The organism is Micromonospora sp. NPDC005087 (assembly GCF_042872965.1).
Lineage (GTDB): Bacteria > Actinomycetota > Actinomycetes > Mycobacteriales > Micromonosporaceae > Micromonospora.
Map to the genome: position 1 here is coordinate 1 of NZ_JBIALB010000004.1, position 18779 is coordinate 18779.

Genomic DNA, 18779 nt, shown 5'->3' on the forward strand with positions numbered 1-18779 from the left:
GAAGCTAAGCCCTCCAGCGCCGATGGTACTGCACTCGTGAGGGTGTGGGAGAGTAGGACGCCGCCGGACAAACATTGGTCAGGGCCACCCCTTCAGGGGGTGGCCCTGACGCATTTCCGCACCCAAATCTGCCGATCACCATTCGCTATCCGATCCGGGAGAGAGCCGCCTGGGCCCGCGGGCACTGCCAGCAGGCGACACCGTCGACCACAGCCGCGGTCGGCGGATGGGTGTCGCCGGCCGCACAGCCGGGCCAGACCGTGTCACCCTCGTCGAACTCCTTCTCCTGCAACAGGTCTGCCAACTCGACGACGGCCCGCTCGACGTCGCTCGTCACCGGGAGGCTGCCCAGGAGGGCATCGCCCGGCTGTCCCCGCCAGCGGTAACGGACCAGCAGGTTGTCGAGATCCCCCAGGTCCACGTCCAGCGGCTCCACGACGGCACCGCGCCGGGCGAAGTCGTCCGCCACCCGCCGTACCGCGCGCTGGTAGCACTCCAGCGCGCCGAGTACGCGCTCGACGTAGTCGTCGGGTTCCGACATGGCGCCCAGGCTACTCACGGGTGAGCGTGCTGGCCGTGGTCACGGCGGTGCGCAGCAGCACCCGGGTCCTGCGGTGGATCAGCGACGCTCAGGACGGCTTCGGGCCGCAGACGTAGCGGGGCTCCGCGTTGTAGCGCCAGGTGAACTTCTCCCGCTTGACCACCGCCCCGCCCTTCTTGATGACCCGGAAGGCGTCCTGGGTGAAGCCGTTGATGCCGTTGCTCGGGATGCACGTCGGGCCGGGTTCGAGGTGGATGAGCTTCGGCGTGGTCGTGTTGCGGCGTGGCCCGTACTCCGTCTTCACGCTGTCGTAGATCTTCGTGCTCCAGATCGACACGGTGATCGTGCTCGACGTGTAGGACGTGTCGATGAGCAGGCCGTACTGGGTGTTGTTGCGGAACTTGAAGTCCAGGTTCGGCCAGAAGATGGTCGACTCGATGACCGCCGGGTACCGGTCGAACCAGTACGAGTGCGGCTTGTGCTCGACGTCCTCCAGCCCCGCGTAGTAGGTGGCGTTGAACAGCGTGGTGGTGAACTGTGAGGTGCCGCCCCCGACACCGGGCACCAGCTTGCCGTCCAGGATCACCGGCGCGTCCCGGTAGCCCTGCGCGTAGCCGCGTTCGCCGGTGTGGCCGTTCAGCGAGAACGTCTTTCCCGGCAGCACGACCGTGCCGTCCACCTCCCTGGCGATCGTGGCGATGTTCTGGCTGCGCGACGAGGCCATGCCCCCGGTGAACCGGGTGGTGAAGGTGGAAACCCGCTCCTTGATGCCGAGACCGGCCAGCTTCTCCGCGGTCAGCTCGGGCGGTGTCGGCTTCAGTTCGCCGGTCACCTCGCGGCCGTCCGGCTTCGGCAGCACGGCGAGCAGATCACGGCCCAGGGTGGCGGTGTCCAGCTGCTGCCCGGGTCGCCCGTCGGTGACCTTCGGTCGGCCACCGGAAATGGTCATCGTCGCGTTCTTCGGCGGCACCTCGATGGCGTCCAGGTCGTCGCCGAGCGCCGAGCGCAGCCGCTTGACGTCCACCGTCGGGGTCAGCTTGCCGGCCTTGTCGGCGGTGAACCGCAGGCCCTTCGCGATGGCCGCGGGCGGGATCTTCAGCGAGCCGCGATCGGTGCGCAGGGTGACCGGTGCGGAGACGGCCGGCTTCGCCAGCTCGGCGACCAGCCGGTCCAAGTCCTCGGCGGTGGTCGCCGGCTGGCTCTCCACCAGCGGCACGGTGACCTGGGTGCCGGTCAGCCAGCCGGCGCGGACCGCGTCGGCGGAACGCTGCGGGTCGAACGCCAGCCCCGGCTTGGGCTGGACCACCTTCGGCGTGGTGCCCTTGTAGGTGATCGCCGGCATCGTCATCGGGCGGGCCTGGTCGCCGAGCACCTTGCGGAGCGCGACGTCCAGCCGATCCACGTCGACGGTGACGACCGGGTCGACGGTGCGGGAGCCGACCAGTCGGCTGACCGGGTGCGCGTCGGCCTCGGCTGCGGCCGCCACGGTGCCCTCGACGTCGACGTTCAGCCCCACGTCGGTGGGGTTGATCTCGGCCGTGCGCTCCCCGACGCTGACCCGCAGGGGCGCGGCGAGGGCCGCCGCCCGCCGGTCCAGCTCCGCGCGCAGCTCCCGGTGGGCGTCGGTACGGCTCCGGCCACCCAGCTCGGCGCCGAGCACACTGGTGCCACGGGGAACATCCCCGGCGTACGCCCAGGCGCCAGCGCCCGCCACGGCGGCGAGCACGCCGCCGGTGACGCCGGCGGCGAGGAGCATCCGTAGCCGGCGGGGGCTACGCCGGCGGCCCTCCGGCTCGCCGATGGGAGGTGGCGTGACCTGCCCCGGCCCGTTGTCGGGCCAGGTGACCGCGGTGACCTGCACGGTGGGCCGGTCGTCGGCGGGTGGACTTGTTTCGCCGTACAGCGTCACTGCAACCTCGATCGCCAGGTGCCGCGGGAGGTCCTCCCTCCCGGAGGCACCTACGGTAACGAATGCCCGGCCGTCCTCGTCGGCTGCACGCCCACCGGTGCCGATACCGCGTGTCGTCCCGGCGTGTCGCGCGGGGCGGGGGCGATGTCCGCGTGGGACCGCGCACGTGGCACGGTGGCGCTGTGAACACTGCGGAGCGGGTGTTGGCGTACGGCGGCGGGTGGCTGGACCGGGCGGGTGAGTTGCGCACCGATCCGGCCCGGCTGAGCGCACTGCTCACCGACGCGACCACCGTGGTGCTGCCGCTGTGGCGGGACCGCTGTCTCGTCGACGGGAACGGCCCGGTTCGGTTGACCGCGGAGCTGGCGTCTCTCGTCCGGTCCGCCGCGGTCGAGTCCGTATTCCTGGGGCTCGACGGGGACGCCGCCGTGTTCGCCGCGGACCTCTCCGCGCTCGGCGAGCAGTCCGCCGTCGAGATGGCCGGTGCGGCGCGGGCCGTCGACGTACGCGCACTGGTCGGCCGGCTGGACCCGGCCGAGGCGGCCGTCCAGGCGTACGCGCGGGGGTTGCTGCACTGGCACCGGCAGCAGCGGTACTGCGGCGCGTGCGGAGCGCCTGCTGTGGCTGGCGGCGGCGGGCACGTGCGGACGTGCACCGGCGGGGAGTGCGGGCGGCTGCTGTTCCCCCGGATCGAACCGGCGATCATCGTGCTGGTGGTGGCACCCGACGAACCGGGTGTGCCGGAGCGCTGCCTGCTGGCCCGGCACGCGGGCGCGGCGCAGGACGCGTACTCGACGCTGGCCGGCTTCGTCGAGGTGGGCGAGAGTCTGGAGGACGCGGTCCGGCGGGAGATGGCCGAGGAGGCCGGGATCACCGTGACGGACGTGGCCTATCAGGGGTCGCAGGCGTGGCCGTTCCCGGCCGGGCTGATGGTGGGCTTCCGGGCCAGCGCCGGATCGGACGAGGTCCGGGTGGACGGTGTGGAACTGCTGGAGGCCCGCTGGTTCACGCGGGCGGAGCTGCGGGAGCGGGTCTCCGCCGGTCGTCCGCTCGGCCGGGTCGACTCGATCGATCACCAGCTGCTGGGCGCCTGGCTGGCCGACGGCGACTGACCCTCGGCCACCGGTGGCCGGTCTTCCGGGGTCCGCCGCGGGTACGGCGAACGGTCAGCCAGATCATCACGGCGGCGGTCAGCGCGGCGGTGACCAGCGCGCAGCTGAGCACGCCCTCGACCGTGCGCGGCGCCACCAGCAGGGCCGCCCCGACCAGGCCGGCGGTGGCCACCCAGAGCGGCGCGGCCGGCCATCGGGCACCGGTCGCCACCCGGTCGTTGACCAGCATGAACACCACCGCGTAGAGAGCGCCGGTGGCGGCGAAGAGCGGGGCCGCGCCGGCCAGGTGCAGGTAGTCCGCGCCGCCCACCAGCCGGAAGGCCAGCCCACCGGCGAGGGTGGCGGCGGTCACCAGCACCGCACCGCAGGCCACGATCAGCGCCAACGCGAGCGCGCGAGCCCTCCGGTCGCCCCACGCCAACCTCGGCAGCACCAGCAGCGTGACCACCTGCGGCGCCCAGAGCGCGCCCTTGGTGAGCACCGACCCGACCGCGTAGCCGCCGGAGCCGGTGGCCGGTAGGAGTTGGCGGGCGAGGATCAGGTCGGCGTACGAGATGACGAGCATCGCCAGGGTGGCGCCGCACGCTGTCAGCACCTGCCGGCCGCTCAGTGTGCGGTCCTGCTCGCCGGCAGGGGTGGGCGCGACCCTCGGCTCAGGGGCGGCACCGCTGACGGCCGTGCTGCCGGGGGCGGCGAGCCGGGCCAGCAGCGGCAGGACGAGGAAGCCGGCGAGCATGCCGAGCAGCAGGGAGCCGACCGGTCCCCACCCGAGGGTGAGCCCGACGATGAGCCCGCCGTAACGCCCGGCGGCGAGCCCGGTCATCGCGCCCGAGAGCCGCAGGAACCGCTGGTCACCTTGAAGCTCGCCGAGCCAGCGACCGGCCAGCACAGTGGCGAAGGTGGTCGGGGCGAGCAGCAGGGTCAGTGCGACCGGAAGCCGGAGCGCCAGGGTGAGCACCGGTGCCGCGGCGAGGGTCACCCCGGCGGTGAACGCGGCGGTACGCAGCGCCAGTCGTGTCGTCCCGCTGGACCCCCACCTGGCGCGGTGGGCCGCCACCGCGATCTGCAGGCCGAACCCGGGCACTGCCGCGATGGCGCCGAGCGCGAGCACCGTGGCCAGCGCGCCGAGGTCGGAGGCGGTCAGTTGCCGGGCACCGAGCATGGGGACCAGGTAGGCCAGGCCGTTGGTCAGCATGGTGGCGGCGGTGACGGCCGCGCCCGCGACACCGAGCCGTACGACCCCCTTGTCGCGGGCCGGGCGCTTCGCCGCGTCGGGCCGGGTCACCTCCGCCACCAGCCGGGGCTCTTCGGTGGTCACTCGGGCTTCGGCACCAGGTCGCCGATGGTGATCTCGTTCGTGCAGAGCGTCAGGTCCGAGCCGGTCACCGTCAGCTCCACCGCGTCGTCACCGCCGGTGATTTCGAAGAAGCGCTGGTTCAGGCCCCTCTTGATCGGGAACGTGTGGCTGCCCTGCCCGAACCGCAGCACGGCCATGCCATCGGTCGAGCTCAGGTAGCCGATACGGACGATCCAGTCCCAGTGGTGCCGTGGCTTGTCCAGCGGCATCCGGACGGTCTGGCCGGGCGTCACCAGGTAACCGCAGCCCTCCTGCGGACCCGGAACGATGCTGCTGCCCTGAATGGTGGCCACCTGCACCCGCCCGAGGCCGTCCAGGATCGAGGCGTTCTCCGTCTCGGTCACGAACTCCGGACGCGAGCCGGCGGCCGCGAAGAACCGGGACTGGTAGTTGTACGGCCAGGAGAGATTCGACAGGACTTCGCTCGGGAGCGGCGTGTCGAAGAAGACGGTGCCGGGCGGGGCGCTGGCCAGCTCGATCCGGGCCGTGTCGAGGTAGGACCGGCCGTACTTCTTCGCCCACTCGTCGCCGTAGCGCGACGTGGTCCAGACCGTGCCGAACATCGCGGCCACCAGCAGCAGCGCCAGACCAGCCGTCACCACCTCGCGGTACCGCTCGGGCACCGGCCCCAGCCAGTCCGGCGGTGGGGGCGTTGACGGCCGCCGCTCGCCTCGACTGGCCGGGGACGCCGCGGTGGTTTCCGGCGCGCGCTCCGCCGGGGGCCTCGGCCCTGCCGTCGGCCGGGGCTCCGCTGCCTGCTCCGGGTCGAGTGGGGTGTCCGGCTCGGTCGTCGGTTCGCCGGCCGGGCCGGGGTCCGGGTCGTCCGGGGCCTCGGCGTGGATCACACCGGCCCGGGACGAGTGGGCCGCGACCACGGAGCGCGGTGCGGCCGGCGACGGCTCCGAGCGCGGCGCCCTGGGCGCCACCCCGCTCAGCGCCGCGGCCGGCTCCGCGTCGGCGGGCGGTGCCGGAGACCCCGCGGGCGGAGTTGACTCGTTGTCGGTCGGCTCGCCGCCGGAGGGCGTTGATCGGGCGATCCCGACGAGGGCCACGCCGACGCAGAGGGCGGCCACCACCACGGCGTCGCTGACGTAGCGGGGTACCCCGCCCGCGACGCCGGAGAAGACCGAGCCGAGCCGGGTGGCCGCCAGCAGCGCCGTGACGAGGATCAGGTAGCTGCCGAGCAGCACCCAGGCCCGGGTGGCCCGGCGGTCCCGCTTCACGGTCAGCACGATCAGCGCGGCGAAGACCGCCCAGGCGATCCAGCGACCGAGGTCGGGCGGTGCGACCACCGGCGACCCGTCTCCCGCGCCAAGCCAGCCCCAGGGGCCGCCCAACAGTCCGGGCACGAGCGTGGAACCGAAGAGTTGGGTGAAGAACGACAGCACCTCCTCCACCGACTCCGGCCGGCGTACGGACGACTCGGCGCGCCCCAGGTAGACCGCGGCGAACGCGCCGACCAGCGCGGTCAGCACCAGCCAGGACGGCCACCAGCGGCGCAGCGCCGTCAGCACCGAGCGGACCGGACCGCCGTCGGTGAAGAAGCAGACGGTGAAGAGGAAGACCAGGGGTACGGCCAGCAGCGCCTTCTCGAAGAACAGCAGACCCAGCAGCACGGAGAGGACCAGCGACAGCAGGTGGCGCTTGCGACCGGTGCGGACGTACCTGAGCTGGGCACCGAGGGCGAGCACCATGCTCAGCTCCATGGGCAGCATGTTCGCGCCCACCGCCCACCACGAGGTGGCCTCCAGAGTCAGCGGGCTGAACAGGAACATCCCGAGCGGGACGAGCAGCAGGCGGCTCGGTCGCAGCAGGTCCCACAGCAGTCGGTAGAACGCGACGGAGAGCACCGCCTGACCGGCGGCCATCAACAGCACGTACGGCCAGTAGGTGAGCCCGAAGGCGTCGGTGACCAGCCAGGTGAGCAGCCGTCCGCCCGGCATGAAGTGGTTGTTGTAGAGGCTGAGCAGGAAATCCGGGGTGAGGGCCGATTCGGTGGACTGCGTGACCAGCACGTAGTCGTCGGCCGCGAGGTAGCCGCGGGAGGCGATCTGCGCCCGCCACAGCACGCTGACCACGATCATCGTGACGGCCAGGGGTCGGATCGGATCGACGCGTACCCGTCCGCCGGCCTCGCCGGTCTCGCCACGCGCCGCGTCCACCTCGGATCCGGTCAATGCCATGGCGGGAAGACTGCCACACCGGTGACGGGTGGCCCCATCAGGTCAACGGATGGTTCAGGGGCCGACGGCGGTCCGCGTACAGTGGCCGCCACCAGCGCGACGGGTGCTCGCGCCGGACCGGGGTGGGGTCGACGAAATGCGCGAACGGTTGGTGCCGCACGGTGTCGCCGCCGCCGTCACGGCGGTGGTCCTCGCGCCGCTGCTGCTCCCCGGATACGTGCTCCGCTACGACATGGTCTTCGTGCCCCGGCAGGCGCTTGGCTGGGAGGTGATCGCTCCGGCCTCGGCGCTGCCCCGGGCCGTCCCGCAGGACGCCGTGGTGGCGCTGGCCAACCAGCTGGTGCCGGGCTGGTTGCTGCAACGGCTGGTGCTGGTCGCGATCCTCTACCTCGCGGCCCTCGGCGCGGCCCGGCTGGTGCCGACCGAACGGGTCGCGGTGCGGGTGGTGGCCGCCCTCGGGTACGCCTGGACGCCGTACCTGGCCGAGCGGCTGCTCGTCGGCCAGTGGGGGCTGCTGGTCGCGTACGCCGCGCTGCCCTGGCTGGTCCGGGCGGCGATCGGGGTACGGACCGGCCGGCCCGGCGCGCTGCCGCGGCTGCTGCTCGCCGCGGCGGCGTCCGCGCTCACCCCGAGCGGCGGCGTGATCGCGCTGGTGGCGATCGCGGTGCTGCTGCCCGGCCGGTATCCGGGGGCGGCCCGGGCGGCCTCGACCGCGCTGGGCGCGACGGTGCTGCTCAACGCGCCGTGGCTGGTCGCCGGGTTCGCGAGCACCGGCAGCGGGAAATCCGACCCGGCGGGCGTGCTGGCCTTCGCGGCGCGGGCGGAGAACTGGGCCGGGCCGCTGGTGGCGCTCGCCGGTACCGGCGGCATCTGGAACGGGCAGACCACGCCCGCCTCCCGGGGCGCGCTGCTGGTGCCACTGGTCACCGTGCTGGTGCTGGCCGTCGCCGGGTTCGGCGTACCGCTGCTGCGCCGGCGCTGGCCCGCCCCGGTGACCGGCCGGCTCGGCCTGCTCGCCGTCGGTTCCTGGCTTGTGGCGGCGCTCGGCGCGCTGCCCGGCGGCGCGGACCTGCTCGGCTGGCTGGTCGCGACCCTGCCCGGAGCGGGGCTGGTCCGGGACGGCCAGAAGCTGCTCATCCCGTACGCGCTGGCCCTGGCGGTGGCCGCCGCGGTCGGCGCGGAACGCCTCGCCGACCGGCTGGCCGCCCGTTTCGACCCGGCCACCGGGCGGGTGCTGCTGGTCGGTGCCGCGCTGCTGCCGGTGGCGCTCCTGCCCGACCTGGCGTTCGGTGCGGCGGGTCGGCTCCGACCGGTGGCCTGGCCGGCGGACTGGACCAAGGTGGCCCGGCTGGTCGAGCAGCGGCCCGGTGAGGTGATCTCGCTGCCGTTCCAGGAGTACCAGCGCTACGGGTGGAACCGGGACCAGGTGGTGATCGATCCGGCGCCCCGGTACCTCGGTGTGCCGGTGCTGATCGACGACACACTGCGGGTGGGTGGGCTGGCGGTGGCCGGCGAGGACCCGCGCGCCGAGCGGGTGCGGGAACTCCTCGACGCCGGGACGCCGGTTTCGGCGGCCGGCGCCCGCTGGGTGCTGGTCCAGCGGGCGGCGGGACCGCCGCCGCCTCCGACGGCCCTGGCCGGACTGCGGATCGTCCACGATGGACCGGAGCTGACCCTGTACGAGAATCCGCGCTGGTCTCCGCCGCCCGCGCCGACCCGGCCCGGGCCGGTCGGGCTGGCCCACCTGCTCGCCGGAACGGTGGTGCTGGCCATCGGTTTTTCGGGCGCTGCGCGGGCACGCTACCGCGTGGTAGCGTCCCGGCACGCGAGTCCCGCGGAAGGAGAAGGTGGATGAGGAACCTGCCCGCGTTCGTCGCCGTCGGGGTGCTCGGGGTCGTGCTCGGCCTGCTCGGTAGCGTCGGTCTGGCGAATGTGCTCAGCCCGTCCGCCAAGGAGGCTGCCACCACCAACGTCAATGGTGAGCAGGGCGCCGAGCCTCCGCTGTACGGCACGCGCTAAGTCAGACGACGAAAGGGCGCCCGCTGGTCGCGGGCGCCCTTTCGTGGTGCTCGGGTCAGCCGGCCCGGCCCGTCGCCTGGGCCACCAGTTGGGCGAAGCGGGCCCCGGTCGCCGTCCAGGTGAAGCGGGACGCGTGGTGCAGCGCCGCCTCACCCATCGCCTTGCGCCGCACGTCGTCGGCGAGCAGTTCGCGGACCTGGGCGGTGAACTCGGCCTCGTCGTCGGCGAGCAGGCCGGTTTCGGTGTCGACCATCGCCTCGGCGACGCCGCCGGCGTAGCGGAAGGCCACCGTCGGGGTGCTGCGCGCGGCGGCCTCGACGATGGTGAGCCCCCAGCCCTCCTTCAGCGACGGGGTGAGCGCCACCCAGGCCGAGGAGAGCACGGCGTGCTTCTCCTCCTCGCTGATGAAGCCGGTGAACCGGACGCGGTCGGCGATGCCGAGCGAGTCGCACAACTCCCGCAGCGGCTGCTCCCACCAGCCCTGACCGGCCACCACCAGCTCCAGGTCGGGCAGCTCACCGACGAGTTCGGCGACGGCGCGCAGGGCGATCTCCACCCGCTTGTGCGGGACCAGGCGGCCGAGCACCAGCAGCGACGGGTGTGGCGTGCGCGGCAACGGCGGTCCGGTCACCGGCGGCGTGCCGTTGGGCACCACGTCGATCCGCTCGGCGGCGACCCCGAGCGCGGCCAACTCGGAGCGGCTGGCCTCGGAGACGGTGACGTACCGGCAGCGCCGGTAGAGCCGGACGGCCAGCCACGACTCGATCCACCAGCCGAGCCGGGCCATCCACGGGCCGAAGACGACCGGCCACTGCTCCCGGTGCACGTGGTGCACCAGCGCGATCACCGGTCGGCCGGCGTACAGGGGGGCGAAGAACGGCACGCCGTTGCAGACGTCGATCACCAGGTCGGGCCGGCCGAGACCGCGCCGGCCGAGCGGGCCCAGGCCGAACCGGCCGGCGAGACAGGTCAGAGCGGCCCGGGCGTAGACGGTGTGCCGGGAACCGCGCCGCAGCACGCGTACGCCCTCGGCGGTGGTGTCCGTCGGGCCGGCGTTGCCGTGCGCGGCGCAGAGCAGGGTCACCCGGTGGCCCATGGCGACCAGTTCGGCGGCGATCCGCTCGAGGTAGACCTCGGAGCCGCCGCCTTCCGGGTTGGTGGTGTCGCGCCAGTTGAGGAACAGGACGTGGCGTGTGGGGGTGCCGGAGGGGTCCACGCTGCTCCTACCGATGAGTAAGTGAGCACGATCGCGCCACCCTAGGGCGGCCCGGCCCGTGGGCGCAATGGGTCGCACCGGCAGCGAAGATCGGATAACCGCTCGTCGATCGGGGGTTTGCCGGCGGCGGAAAAGCTTGGCAGGGTGTGCAGCGCAACCGCGCGTGACGGCCGGCGTCCAGGTGACGCCGCCCGGCGGGCGCGATGGATTCCGACCTGCGCACGGACGCGCCGGTACGTGACGAGGAGGTGGCCGGCGGTGTTGCGCGACGGGCTCGCGCCGGTGCGCTCCCTCTTCCGCCGATCCCCGGTGGTGCTGCTCAGCGCCGCCCTGGTGCTGCTGCTGATCGGTTGGGCCGCCGTGGCCTACGTGCGCGCGGACCGGGGTGTGCCGGAGTGCGCCGAGCGGGTCCAGCTGCGGGTGGCCGCCGCGCCGGTGATCGCCCCGGCCCTGGACCGGATCGTACGGGCCAGCGTCGGTCGGCAACCGTGCGTGTCGATCGCCGTGCAGGCCCGGGAGTCCGCCGCCGTGGCCGGGGAACTGGCCAACGCGGCGGACGTCGCCGACGCGTGGCTGCCGGAGTCCACGTTCTGGCTGCGCCGGGCCCGGGCCGGGGGCGCCTTCGAGGTGCCGGGCGAGGGCACCTCGGTGGCGAGCACCCCCGTGGTGCTCGCGGTGACCGAGCCGGCCGCGCGTCGACTGGGATGGCCGGCGAAGGCGGTGACGTGGGCGTCGCTGATCGGACCGAAGGCCCGTCCGGCCCCGGTGGGAGTGCCGGACCCGGCCGCCGATCCGGCCGGGGTCGCGGCGCTGCTCGGCGTGCGCGCCCTGGTCGCCGGTGAGCGGCAACCGGCCGCCGCGATGGCGGCGGTGCTGCGCCGGCTCGCGGGTGAGACGTTCCCCGCCGGCGAGGGCGGGGGCGTGCTGGCACCCGGGGGCGGGCTGGCCGGTAAGGCCCAGGCGGTGGCGGCCAGCGAGAAGGCCGTGCTCGACCACAACGCGCTGGCCGGCTCCAACAAGCTGGTCGCCGCGTACCCGGAGATCGGCGTCCCGTCGCTGGACCTGCCGTACGTGGTGCTGCCCGCCGCCCGCGGCCAGGTCCGGGAGGCGGCCGCGGGCTTCCTGGCCAACCTGCTGACGGTCGAGTCCCGGGACGCGCTGCTCGGGTTCGGCTTCCGGACGGCGGCGGGCTTCCCGCCGGCCATTCCCGACGACCGCCGACTGCGGGCGGAGGAGCGCAGCCCGGTGCCGTTGCCCGCCGAGGAGGCGGTCACCGAGGTGTTGAACGGCTGGAGCGGCGTGCAGCGCAGCGCCCGGATCCTCACCGTCATCGACGTCTCCGGCTCGATGGCGGCTCCGGTGCCCGGCACCGGCGAGACCCGGCTCGGGGCGACCGTCAAGGCCGCCCAGGAGGGCGCCGGTCTGCTGTTGGACAACAGCGAGCTGGGGATCTGGGTCTTCTCCACCAAGGTGGACGGGGGCCGGGACTACCGGGAGATCCTGCCCGTCGCCCCGCTGCGCGCCCAGCGGGCCCGGCTGGCCGATCGGCTCGCCGCCGTCCGGGTCAAGACCGGTGGGGGCACCGGGCTGTACGACACGACGCTGGCCGCGTACCGGGACGCCCGGCAGCACTGGACGCCCGGCCGGATCAACCTGGTGCTGGTCATGACCGACGGGCGGAACGAGGACGAGGACAGCATCGGCCGGTCGAAGTTCCTCGCCGAGCTGACCCGGTTGCAGGACCCCCGCAAGCCGTTGCCGATCATCTTCATCGGGCTGGGCCGGGACGTCGACCCGGACGAGCTGACCGCGATCGTCAAGGTGGCCGGCGGGCGGGTGTTCCGTACCGAGCAGCCCAGCGGCATCCGGCAGATCTTCTTCTCCGCGCTCGCCGACCTGAGCTGCCTGCCCCCGGAGTGCCGCCGATGATCCGGCCGCGCGTCCCCCGGCCGGTGCGCTCGGCGCCCTGGACCGCGCTGTCGCTGCTGCTGCTCACCGCGATCGCCTTCGGGCAGCGGCCCGGCCAGGTCACCTTCGACACCAAGCTCGACCTGGCCGCGAACCCGATCCACTTCCTGACCCGCGCGCTGCACCTGTGGAACCCGGAGGCGACCTCCGGCGAACTGCAGAACCAGGCGTACGGCTACCTCTTCCCGATGGGGCCGTTCTTCGCGGGCGGGCAGCTGCTGGGCGTACCGTCGTGGGTCACGCAGCGGGCCTGGACCGCGCTCCTGCTGGCGGTCGCGTTCTACGGGCTGCTCCGGCTCGCCCGGGCGTTGAACATCGGCACCGAACCGACCCGGTACGCGGCCGCGCTCGGCTACGCGCTGGCGCCCCGGATGCTCACCGAGATCGGCGCGCTCTCCTCGGAGACGCTCGCCGCGGCGCTCCTGCCGTGGGTGCTGCTGCCGCTCGTGCTGGTCCGCCGCATCGGCTCGCCACGCCGGGCCGCGGCGCTCTCCGCGCTGGCCGTGCTCGGCATGGGTGGGATCAACGCGGCGGTGGTCGTGCTGGCCCTGCTGCTGCCCGGGATCTGGCTGCTCACCCGACGCTGGGACCGAGCCCACCTGCGCCTGGTCGGCTGGTGGTGCCTGAGCGTCGCCGCGGTCTGCCTGTGGTGGATCGTGCCGCTGCTGCTGCTCGGCGAGTACAGCCTGCCGTTCCTGGACTACATCGAGTCGTCCACCACGACCACGGCGGTGGCGTCGCTCTTCCAGGCCGTTCGGGGCACCAACCAGTGGGTGGCGTACATCGTCCAGGGTGATCCGTGGTGGCCGGCCGGTTGGCTGCTGATCGACCACCCGGCGCTGATGGCGCTGACCGCGCTGGTCGCGTTGATCGGGCTGGCCGGGCTGGCCGGCAACCTGCTGCCCGAGCGGCGTTTCCTGGTGCTCGGCTTCCTGACCGGGCTGACCCTGCTCACCATGGGCTACGTCGGCAGCCTGGACAGCCCGCTCTCGGGGCCGGTCCGGGAGCTGCTGGACGGTCCGCTGGCCCCGTTGCGCAACGTGCACAAGTTGGACCCGATGTTGCGGCTGCCGCTGATGCTCGGGTTCGCGCACGGTGTGGACGCGGTGGTCACCCGGCTGCACAACGCCGCCGCTCGGCGCCGCCCCGGTGTCCGGCTGCGGCCGCTGGCGCTCGTACCGGTGCTGCTGCTGGTGCTGGGCGCGGCCGCGCCGGCCTGGCTGGGCCAGCTGCGGCCCGGGCCGGGCTGGTCGGACCTGCCGCCGCACTGGCGGTCCGCGGCCACGTGGCTGGCCGACCGGGACGCGCTGGCCCGGACGCTGATGGTGCCCGGGTCCGGCTTCGGCCAGTACGAGTGGGGGCGGACGGTCGACGAGCCGCTCCAGGCGCTCGCCGGAGCGCCTTGGGCGGTGCGGAACCAGATCCCGCTCGGCTCGGCCGGCAACACCCGGGTGATGGACACCGTCGAGACCGTCCTGGCCGGCGGCCGGGGGTCGGCCGGGCTGGCCGACTTCCTGGCCCGTGCCGGCTTCCGGCACGTGCTGCTGCGCAACGACATCGACCGGAGTCAGGTGGACGCCCCACCGGTCGCGGTGCTGCGCCGTGCGCTGACCGGATCGCCGGGCATCGCCCGGGTGGCGACCTTCGGGACCACCACCGCTCCCGGTCGCACGCCGGGCAGCCCGATGGACGACGACGCCGGCCCGGTGCCGGCCATCGAGGTGTACGAGGTGCAGCGACCGGTGCTGGTCGCCTCGGCGGTGCTCACCGACGACGTGCCGACGGTCAGCGGCGGGCCGGAGTCCCTGCTGCCCCTGCTCGAACAGGGGCTGGTGGAGCGGGACCGGCCGGTGGTGCTGGCCGGGGACCGCGCCGAGGTCGGTGACGAGCGGTGGATCGTCACCGACGGGCTGCGCCGCCGGGAACGCGACATCGGCCGGGTGCGGGACAACGTCAGCCAGACGCTGACCGCCACCGAGGCCGGCCGGCAGGGCCGGGTCGCCCTCGACCTGCTGCCGTTCCCCGGCAAGCGGCACCAGACCATCGCCACCTACCAGGGGGTGCGGGAGGTCAGCGCGAGCACCGCGACCAGCTTCGTGGACAACCTCGCCGCCGCCGACCCGTCGCACCTGCCGTTCGCCGCCGTGGACGGCGAGTACTCCACCGCGTGGCACTCGGCGCCGCTGGCCGGGCCGGTCGGCCAGTGGCTCCAGGTGGACCTGGACACCCCGCGTGCGGTGGAGACCGTGTCGTTGGCGTTCGTCGACGACCTCGGGGTCGGCTGGCCGGTGACCCGGTTCCGGATCACCACCGACCGGGGCTCGGTGGACCACGAGGTGGCCGACACGCTGGGTGGCCACTCGTACTACACGTTGCCCGGATCGACCAGCCGGGTACGGGTCACGGTGCTGGCCGTCGCCGGGGAACGGCGCGACGGCGGGGTCGGCATCCGGGAACTCGCCATCCCCGGCACCACCGCCCGTCGGGCGCTCAGGGCGCCGAACGACCTGCCCAACGGGTTCGGTGGTCCGGTGGCCTGGTCGTTCAGCCGCGGCTCGGGCGACCGGCCCGCCTGCTTCCCGACCTCCGCTCCCGGTGCCGGTTCGGACGCGGCGGGGACGGGGAACGGGTCGGCGGGTGGCACCGGGACCCGGCCGGCCGGAGCGGTCGTACGGTGCGACCGCTTCCTGGCCCGCGCCGGCGAGGAACCGCTCGGCGTCGACCGGGTGTTCCGCAGCACCACCCCGGGCAGCTACCGGCTGGCGCTCACCGCCGTGCCACGGCCGGCCGGTCAGCTCACCCTGATCGGGGTGCCGGTGGTGGCCACCGTCTCCTCGTACCTGACCGGCGATCCGGCCGTCGCCGGTTACGCGGCCGTCGACGGCGATCCGGGGACGGCCTGGCTGGCGGACACCGGCGACCTGCGCCCCACGCTGCGGCTGCGGTGGCCCGGGCAGCGACGCCTCGCCGAGGTGCGGCTGCGGCCCGCGGAGTTGCCGGTCGGCTCGCTGCCCACCCAGGTCGAGGTACGGACCCCGGGCCGCAGCCTGGTGCTGCCGGTCGGCGCGGACGGAACGGTCCGCTTCCCGGCGGTCCGGACGGACCGGATCGAGATCGTGGTCCGGGAGACCGCCGCGCGGACCGCCGACCGGCGCGGTAACGGCTGGACCGCCACCGCCGGGATCGCCGAGGTGGAGATTCCGGCGCTGGACGACCTGCTCCGCCCGCTTTCCGGCGGCACCCGGGTCACCGAGAGGTGCGGCACCGGCCCGGCCGTGGAACTGGACGGCTACCGCTACGAGACGTCCGTGACCACCACGCTCGCCGACGTGCTGGCCGGGCGGCCGGCACCGGTGACGATCTGCGGCTCCACGGGGGCGGTGGTGGACCTCCCGGCCGGAGGGCACCAGCTCGCGACCGCACCGTCGGCCGGTTTCCTGGTGCAGGACGCCACGCTGCGCCCGGAGGCGGCGGTGCCGGCACCCCGGCACCGTGCGGTGACCACGCTCGACTGGGACCCGACCGACCGCCGGGTGCGGGTGGCCGCCGGCGGTGCGGCGCTGCTGGTGGTGCCGGAGAACGCCAACGCCGGCTGGACGGCCACGCTGGACGGTCGAAAACTGACCACGACCCGGGTGGACGGCTGGCAGCAGGCATGGGTGCTGCCGGCCGGTGACGCCGCGGAGGTCCGGCTGGTCTTCGCGCCGGACCGGACGTACCGGGGCGCTCTGGCGGCGGGCGCGTTCGCCGCGCTGGTGGTGCTCCTGCTGGCCGCATGGCCGGTCCGCCGCCGCGCCGGGGTGGACCGGACGATTCCGGCCGAGGGCCCGGCGTGGGCGATCGGCGTCCTGCTGGTGGTGCTGCTCGCCGCCCTGGGCGGGGTGCTGCCGGTGGCCATCGTGCTGGCCGCGATGCTGCTGCGGCAGCTCGCCATCCGGGCGTTGCCGGTGGTGGTGCTCGGCGGGCTGACGGTCGCCACGGTGACCGCGGTAACGGGCCGGTTGCAGGGCCACGGGCAGGAGTGGGCGTACGGCCCGTGGGTGCAGGCGGCGATGCTGGTCGCGGTCGCCGCGGTCACCGCGGCGGTGATCCCGGCTCCCGGCACGCCCGCCGAGCGACTCGTACCTGCGGGCGCGGGCGAGGCGGCGACGGACCCGTCTCCGCAGACGAACGACGGTGGGCCGGACGCGGCCGGCCCCACGGATCAGGACGAGGACGGGACGGTGGCGCGATGACCACAGCAGACGGGGTCGCTGGCCCGGCGGACCGCCGCCGGTTCGCCACGCTGGGCCGCTCGGTGACGCTGTTCCGGGCGTTCCTGGTCGAGCAGACCGACCCGGACCACTTCTACGGCCTGCTGGCCGGGGACTCGGTACGTCAGGTGTCCGGCTACACCGCGCTCGCCGGGCGGACCGTGCTCGACGTCGGCGGCGGTCCCGGCTACTTCGCCTCCGCCTTCCGGGACGCCGGTGCCCGTTACGTGGGCCTCGACCCGGACGTCGGCGACTTCTCCGCCGCCGGGGAGTCCGTCGCCGGCATGCTGCGGGGCAGCGGCACCGCCCTGCCGGTCCGGTCCGCCAGCGTGGACGTGACGTTCTCCTCGAACGTGCTGGAACACGTCTCCGAGCCGACCCGGATGCTGGACGAGATGGCCCGGGTGACCCGTCCCGGTGGCGTGCTCTTCGTGTCGTTCACCCCGTGGCTGTCACCGTGGGGCGGGCACGAGACGGCCCCCTGGCACTACCTCGGCGGCGACCGGGCCCGGCGGCGCTACCAGCGGAAAACTGGCCGACCGCCGAAGAACCGCTACCTCGAGACGCTCTTCCCGGTGTCCATCTCGGACGCCCTGCGCTGGGCCCGCGGCAGCCGCGACGTCGAGGTGCTCGAGGCGCTACCGCGCTACCACCCGTGGTGGGCCCGCTGGGTGATCCGCGTGCCCGGCGTACGGGAGATCGTGGCCTGGAACTTCGTGCTCGTCCTGCGGCGCACCGGTCCGGAACCGGGCGGCGCGGCGGAAAAACAGAGCTGACCGGGGGTCGCGTTGCGATGTGACCAGGTAGTAACCTCGCGGCCACATCACTGATCGATAGCGGCGAAATTAGCTCCTCCAGGGAGGAAACATGAAGCACCGCGCCATAGGTGCCGTGCTGTTCGGTGGCGGCGTACTGCTCCTGGCGTTGGCCGCCGGATTGGTGTTCGTCGTCAAGCCCGCGATGACCAAGCTGCCCTACGATTTGGAGGCGTCGACGTCCGTCGCCGAGGCGAAGGGTGCGACCTTCCTTCAAATCGCCAACGGCGCCATCGCCATCAACCAGGGTGACCTCAAGTCCACCGTCCTGGTCACGCCCAACCGCGAGCAGACCGCCAACCTCAGTGGCGACCTCGAAGGCGACACGGTGGTCTGGACGGTCGGTCAGACGGTCGACCGGACGGACACCAAGGAACTGGTCAACGCGTACGGTGCCACGCTGGCGCTGGACCGGGTCTCCGGTGCCGCCGTGGACTGGGACGGTCAGTACCTGGACGACACCGGCACGCGGGAGAAGGTGACGTTCGCCGGCCAGGTCTACAAGTTCCCGTTCAACACCGAGAAGCGGAGCTACGACGTCTTCGACCGTGATCTGCGGAAGGCGCTGCCGGCCGAGTTCAAGGGCACGGAGGACGTCAACGGGCTCGAGGCGTACCGGTTCGAGCAGGTGATCACCGACCAGCAGCTGAACCTGGCCGCCGACCGGATCGGCCTGCTGCTGGGGGCCCTCGCCCCCGGCGCGACCCAGGGCACGATGACCTACAGCAACACCCGGACGCTCTGGGTCGACCCGGTCACCGGGTCGTACGTCAAGGTGCGGGAGGTGCAGAGCAAGGCCCTGGTGCCGGACGTCGGCACCCCGATCTCGCTGCTCAAGGCCGACTTCACCTACAACGACGCCACCATCGAGGCTTCGGTGGAGCGGGCCAACGAGAGCCGCGGTCAGCTCACCATCCTCGGCGTGTGGGCCCCGATCGGCGTGGCCGTGCTGGCTCTGCTGCTGATCGTCGCCGGTCTGCTGGTGGCCCGCCGAGGCGGGGCTGTGCCGGCGGGCGAGGCGCGCCACCGGGCCGACCCGGTGCCCGTGGAGGACCCGACGCCGACCCGGGTGGACCAGCCGGCGGTGCGGGACGACGAGTCCGAGCGGGAGGGCGGTCCACTGACCGACGAGATTCCGCCGGCATCGACGAACTGGAAGTCCGAGGACCCGACGGTGCCGACCCAGCGCCCGGCTCCCGGCGAGGTGGAGCAGCGCTGACGCGCGTACGACCGGAAGTACGACGAAGGGGTGGACCGCGATGCGGTCCACCCCTTCGTCGCGTGACGGGGGTACCCGTCTCGGACGCCCACGCAGCGGCCACGACCTGCGCACTTTACATCTGTTACCTGATTGTAATCGGTCGATGTGATTGTGACTCTCCGTCGCCCTGTAGTGGGCATATGCC

12 protein-coding genes are annotated in these 18779 nt (G+C 73.6%); 7 read left to right on the forward strand and 5 right to left on the reverse strand.

What is annotated here, in order from left to right:
• Positions 1-145: 145 nt before the first annotated feature.
• Together ACFYPS_RS11065 and ACFYPS_RS11070 are read right to left on the reverse strand one after the other, a co-directional pair.
• Positions 146-541 (reverse strand): hypothetical protein, encoded by a 396-nt coding sequence (locus ACFYPS_RS11065; protein WP_354963324.1) that lies wholly within the window; start codon positions 539-541, stop codon positions 146-148.
• Between the two features lie 88 nt (positions 542-629).
• On the reverse strand, positions 630-2450 hold the full coding sequence (locus ACFYPS_RS11070; RefSeq protein WP_387324007.1) for a VanW family protein: 1821 nt from the start codon (positions 2448-2450) through the stop codon (positions 630-632).
• Between the two features lie 182 nt (positions 2451-2632).
• Here ACFYPS_RS11070 and nudC point away from each other — a divergent pair, with 182 nt between their 5' ends.
• Positions 2633-3562, forward strand: a complete 930-nt coding sequence (nudC, locus tag ACFYPS_RS11075) for an NAD(+) diphosphatase (RefSeq protein WP_387324010.1) — start codon at positions 2633-2635, stop codon at positions 3560-3562.
• On the opposite strand, the gene ACFYPS_RS11080 is transcribed toward nudC, so the two are convergent.
• Entirely contained in the window at positions 3456-4880 is a 1425-nt protein-coding gene (locus ACFYPS_RS11080) for a polysaccharide biosynthesis protein (protein ID WP_387324013.1), read from the reverse strand. The genes nudC and ACFYPS_RS11080 overlap by 107 nt on opposite strands.
• On the reverse strand, positions 4877-7102 hold the full coding sequence (locus ACFYPS_RS11085; RefSeq protein WP_387324016.1) for a hypothetical protein: 2226 nt from the start codon (positions 7100-7102) through the stop codon (positions 4877-4879). Before ACFYPS_RS11085 ends, ACFYPS_RS11080 begins: the two co-directional genes overlap by 4 nt.
• Positions 7103-7238: 136 nt before the next feature.
• On the opposite strand from ACFYPS_RS11085, the gene ACFYPS_RS11090 reads away from it, so the two are divergent.
• A complete protein-coding gene (locus ACFYPS_RS11090; protein ID WP_387324019.1) occupies positions 7239-8957 on the forward strand; it encodes a hypothetical protein in 1719 nt (572 codons plus the stop codon).
• Positions 8954-9121, forward strand: coding sequence for a hypothetical protein (locus tag ACFYPS_RS11095; RefSeq protein ID WP_158609830.1), 168 nt, complete (start codon positions 8954-8956; stop codon positions 9119-9121). Before ACFYPS_RS11090 ends, ACFYPS_RS11095 begins: the two co-directional genes overlap by 4 nt.
• Positions 9122-9176: 55 nt before the next feature.
• On the opposite strand, the gene ACFYPS_RS11100 is transcribed toward ACFYPS_RS11095, so the two are convergent.
• Positions 9177-10337, reverse strand: coding sequence for a glycosyltransferase family 4 protein (locus ACFYPS_RS11100; protein WP_354963329.1), 1161 nt, complete (start codon positions 10335-10337; stop codon positions 9177-9179).
• A 258-nt stretch (positions 10338-10595) separates the two neighbouring features.
• Between ACFYPS_RS11100 and ACFYPS_RS11105 the strand changes: the two genes are divergently transcribed.
• The 4 genes from ACFYPS_RS11105 (at position 10596) to ACFYPS_RS11120 (ending at position 18592) form a co-directional block, all read left to right on the forward strand.
• Complete coding sequence (locus ACFYPS_RS11105) at positions 10596-12266, forward strand: substrate-binding domain-containing protein (RefSeq protein ID WP_387324022.1); 1671 nt, start codon at positions 10596-10598, stop codon at positions 12264-12266.
• Positions 12263-16540 (forward strand): alpha-(1->3)-arabinofuranosyltransferase family protein, encoded by a 4278-nt coding sequence (locus ACFYPS_RS11110; protein WP_387324025.1) that lies wholly within the window; start codon positions 12263-12265, stop codon positions 16538-16540. Before ACFYPS_RS11105 ends, ACFYPS_RS11110 begins: the two co-directional genes overlap by 4 nt.
• Positions 16537-17334, forward strand: a complete 798-nt coding sequence (locus tag ACFYPS_RS11115) for a class I SAM-dependent methyltransferase (protein WP_387324028.1) — start codon at positions 16537-16539, stop codon at positions 17332-17334. The genes ACFYPS_RS11110 and ACFYPS_RS11115 overlap by 4 nt, the downstream gene beginning before the upstream one ends.
• A gap of 91 nt (positions 17335-17425) precedes the next feature.
• Positions 17426-18592 (forward strand): DUF3068 domain-containing protein, encoded by a 1167-nt coding sequence (locus tag ACFYPS_RS11120; RefSeq protein ID WP_387324031.1) that lies wholly within the window; start codon positions 17426-17428, stop codon positions 18590-18592.
• Positions 18593-18779 lie beyond the last annotated feature (187 nt).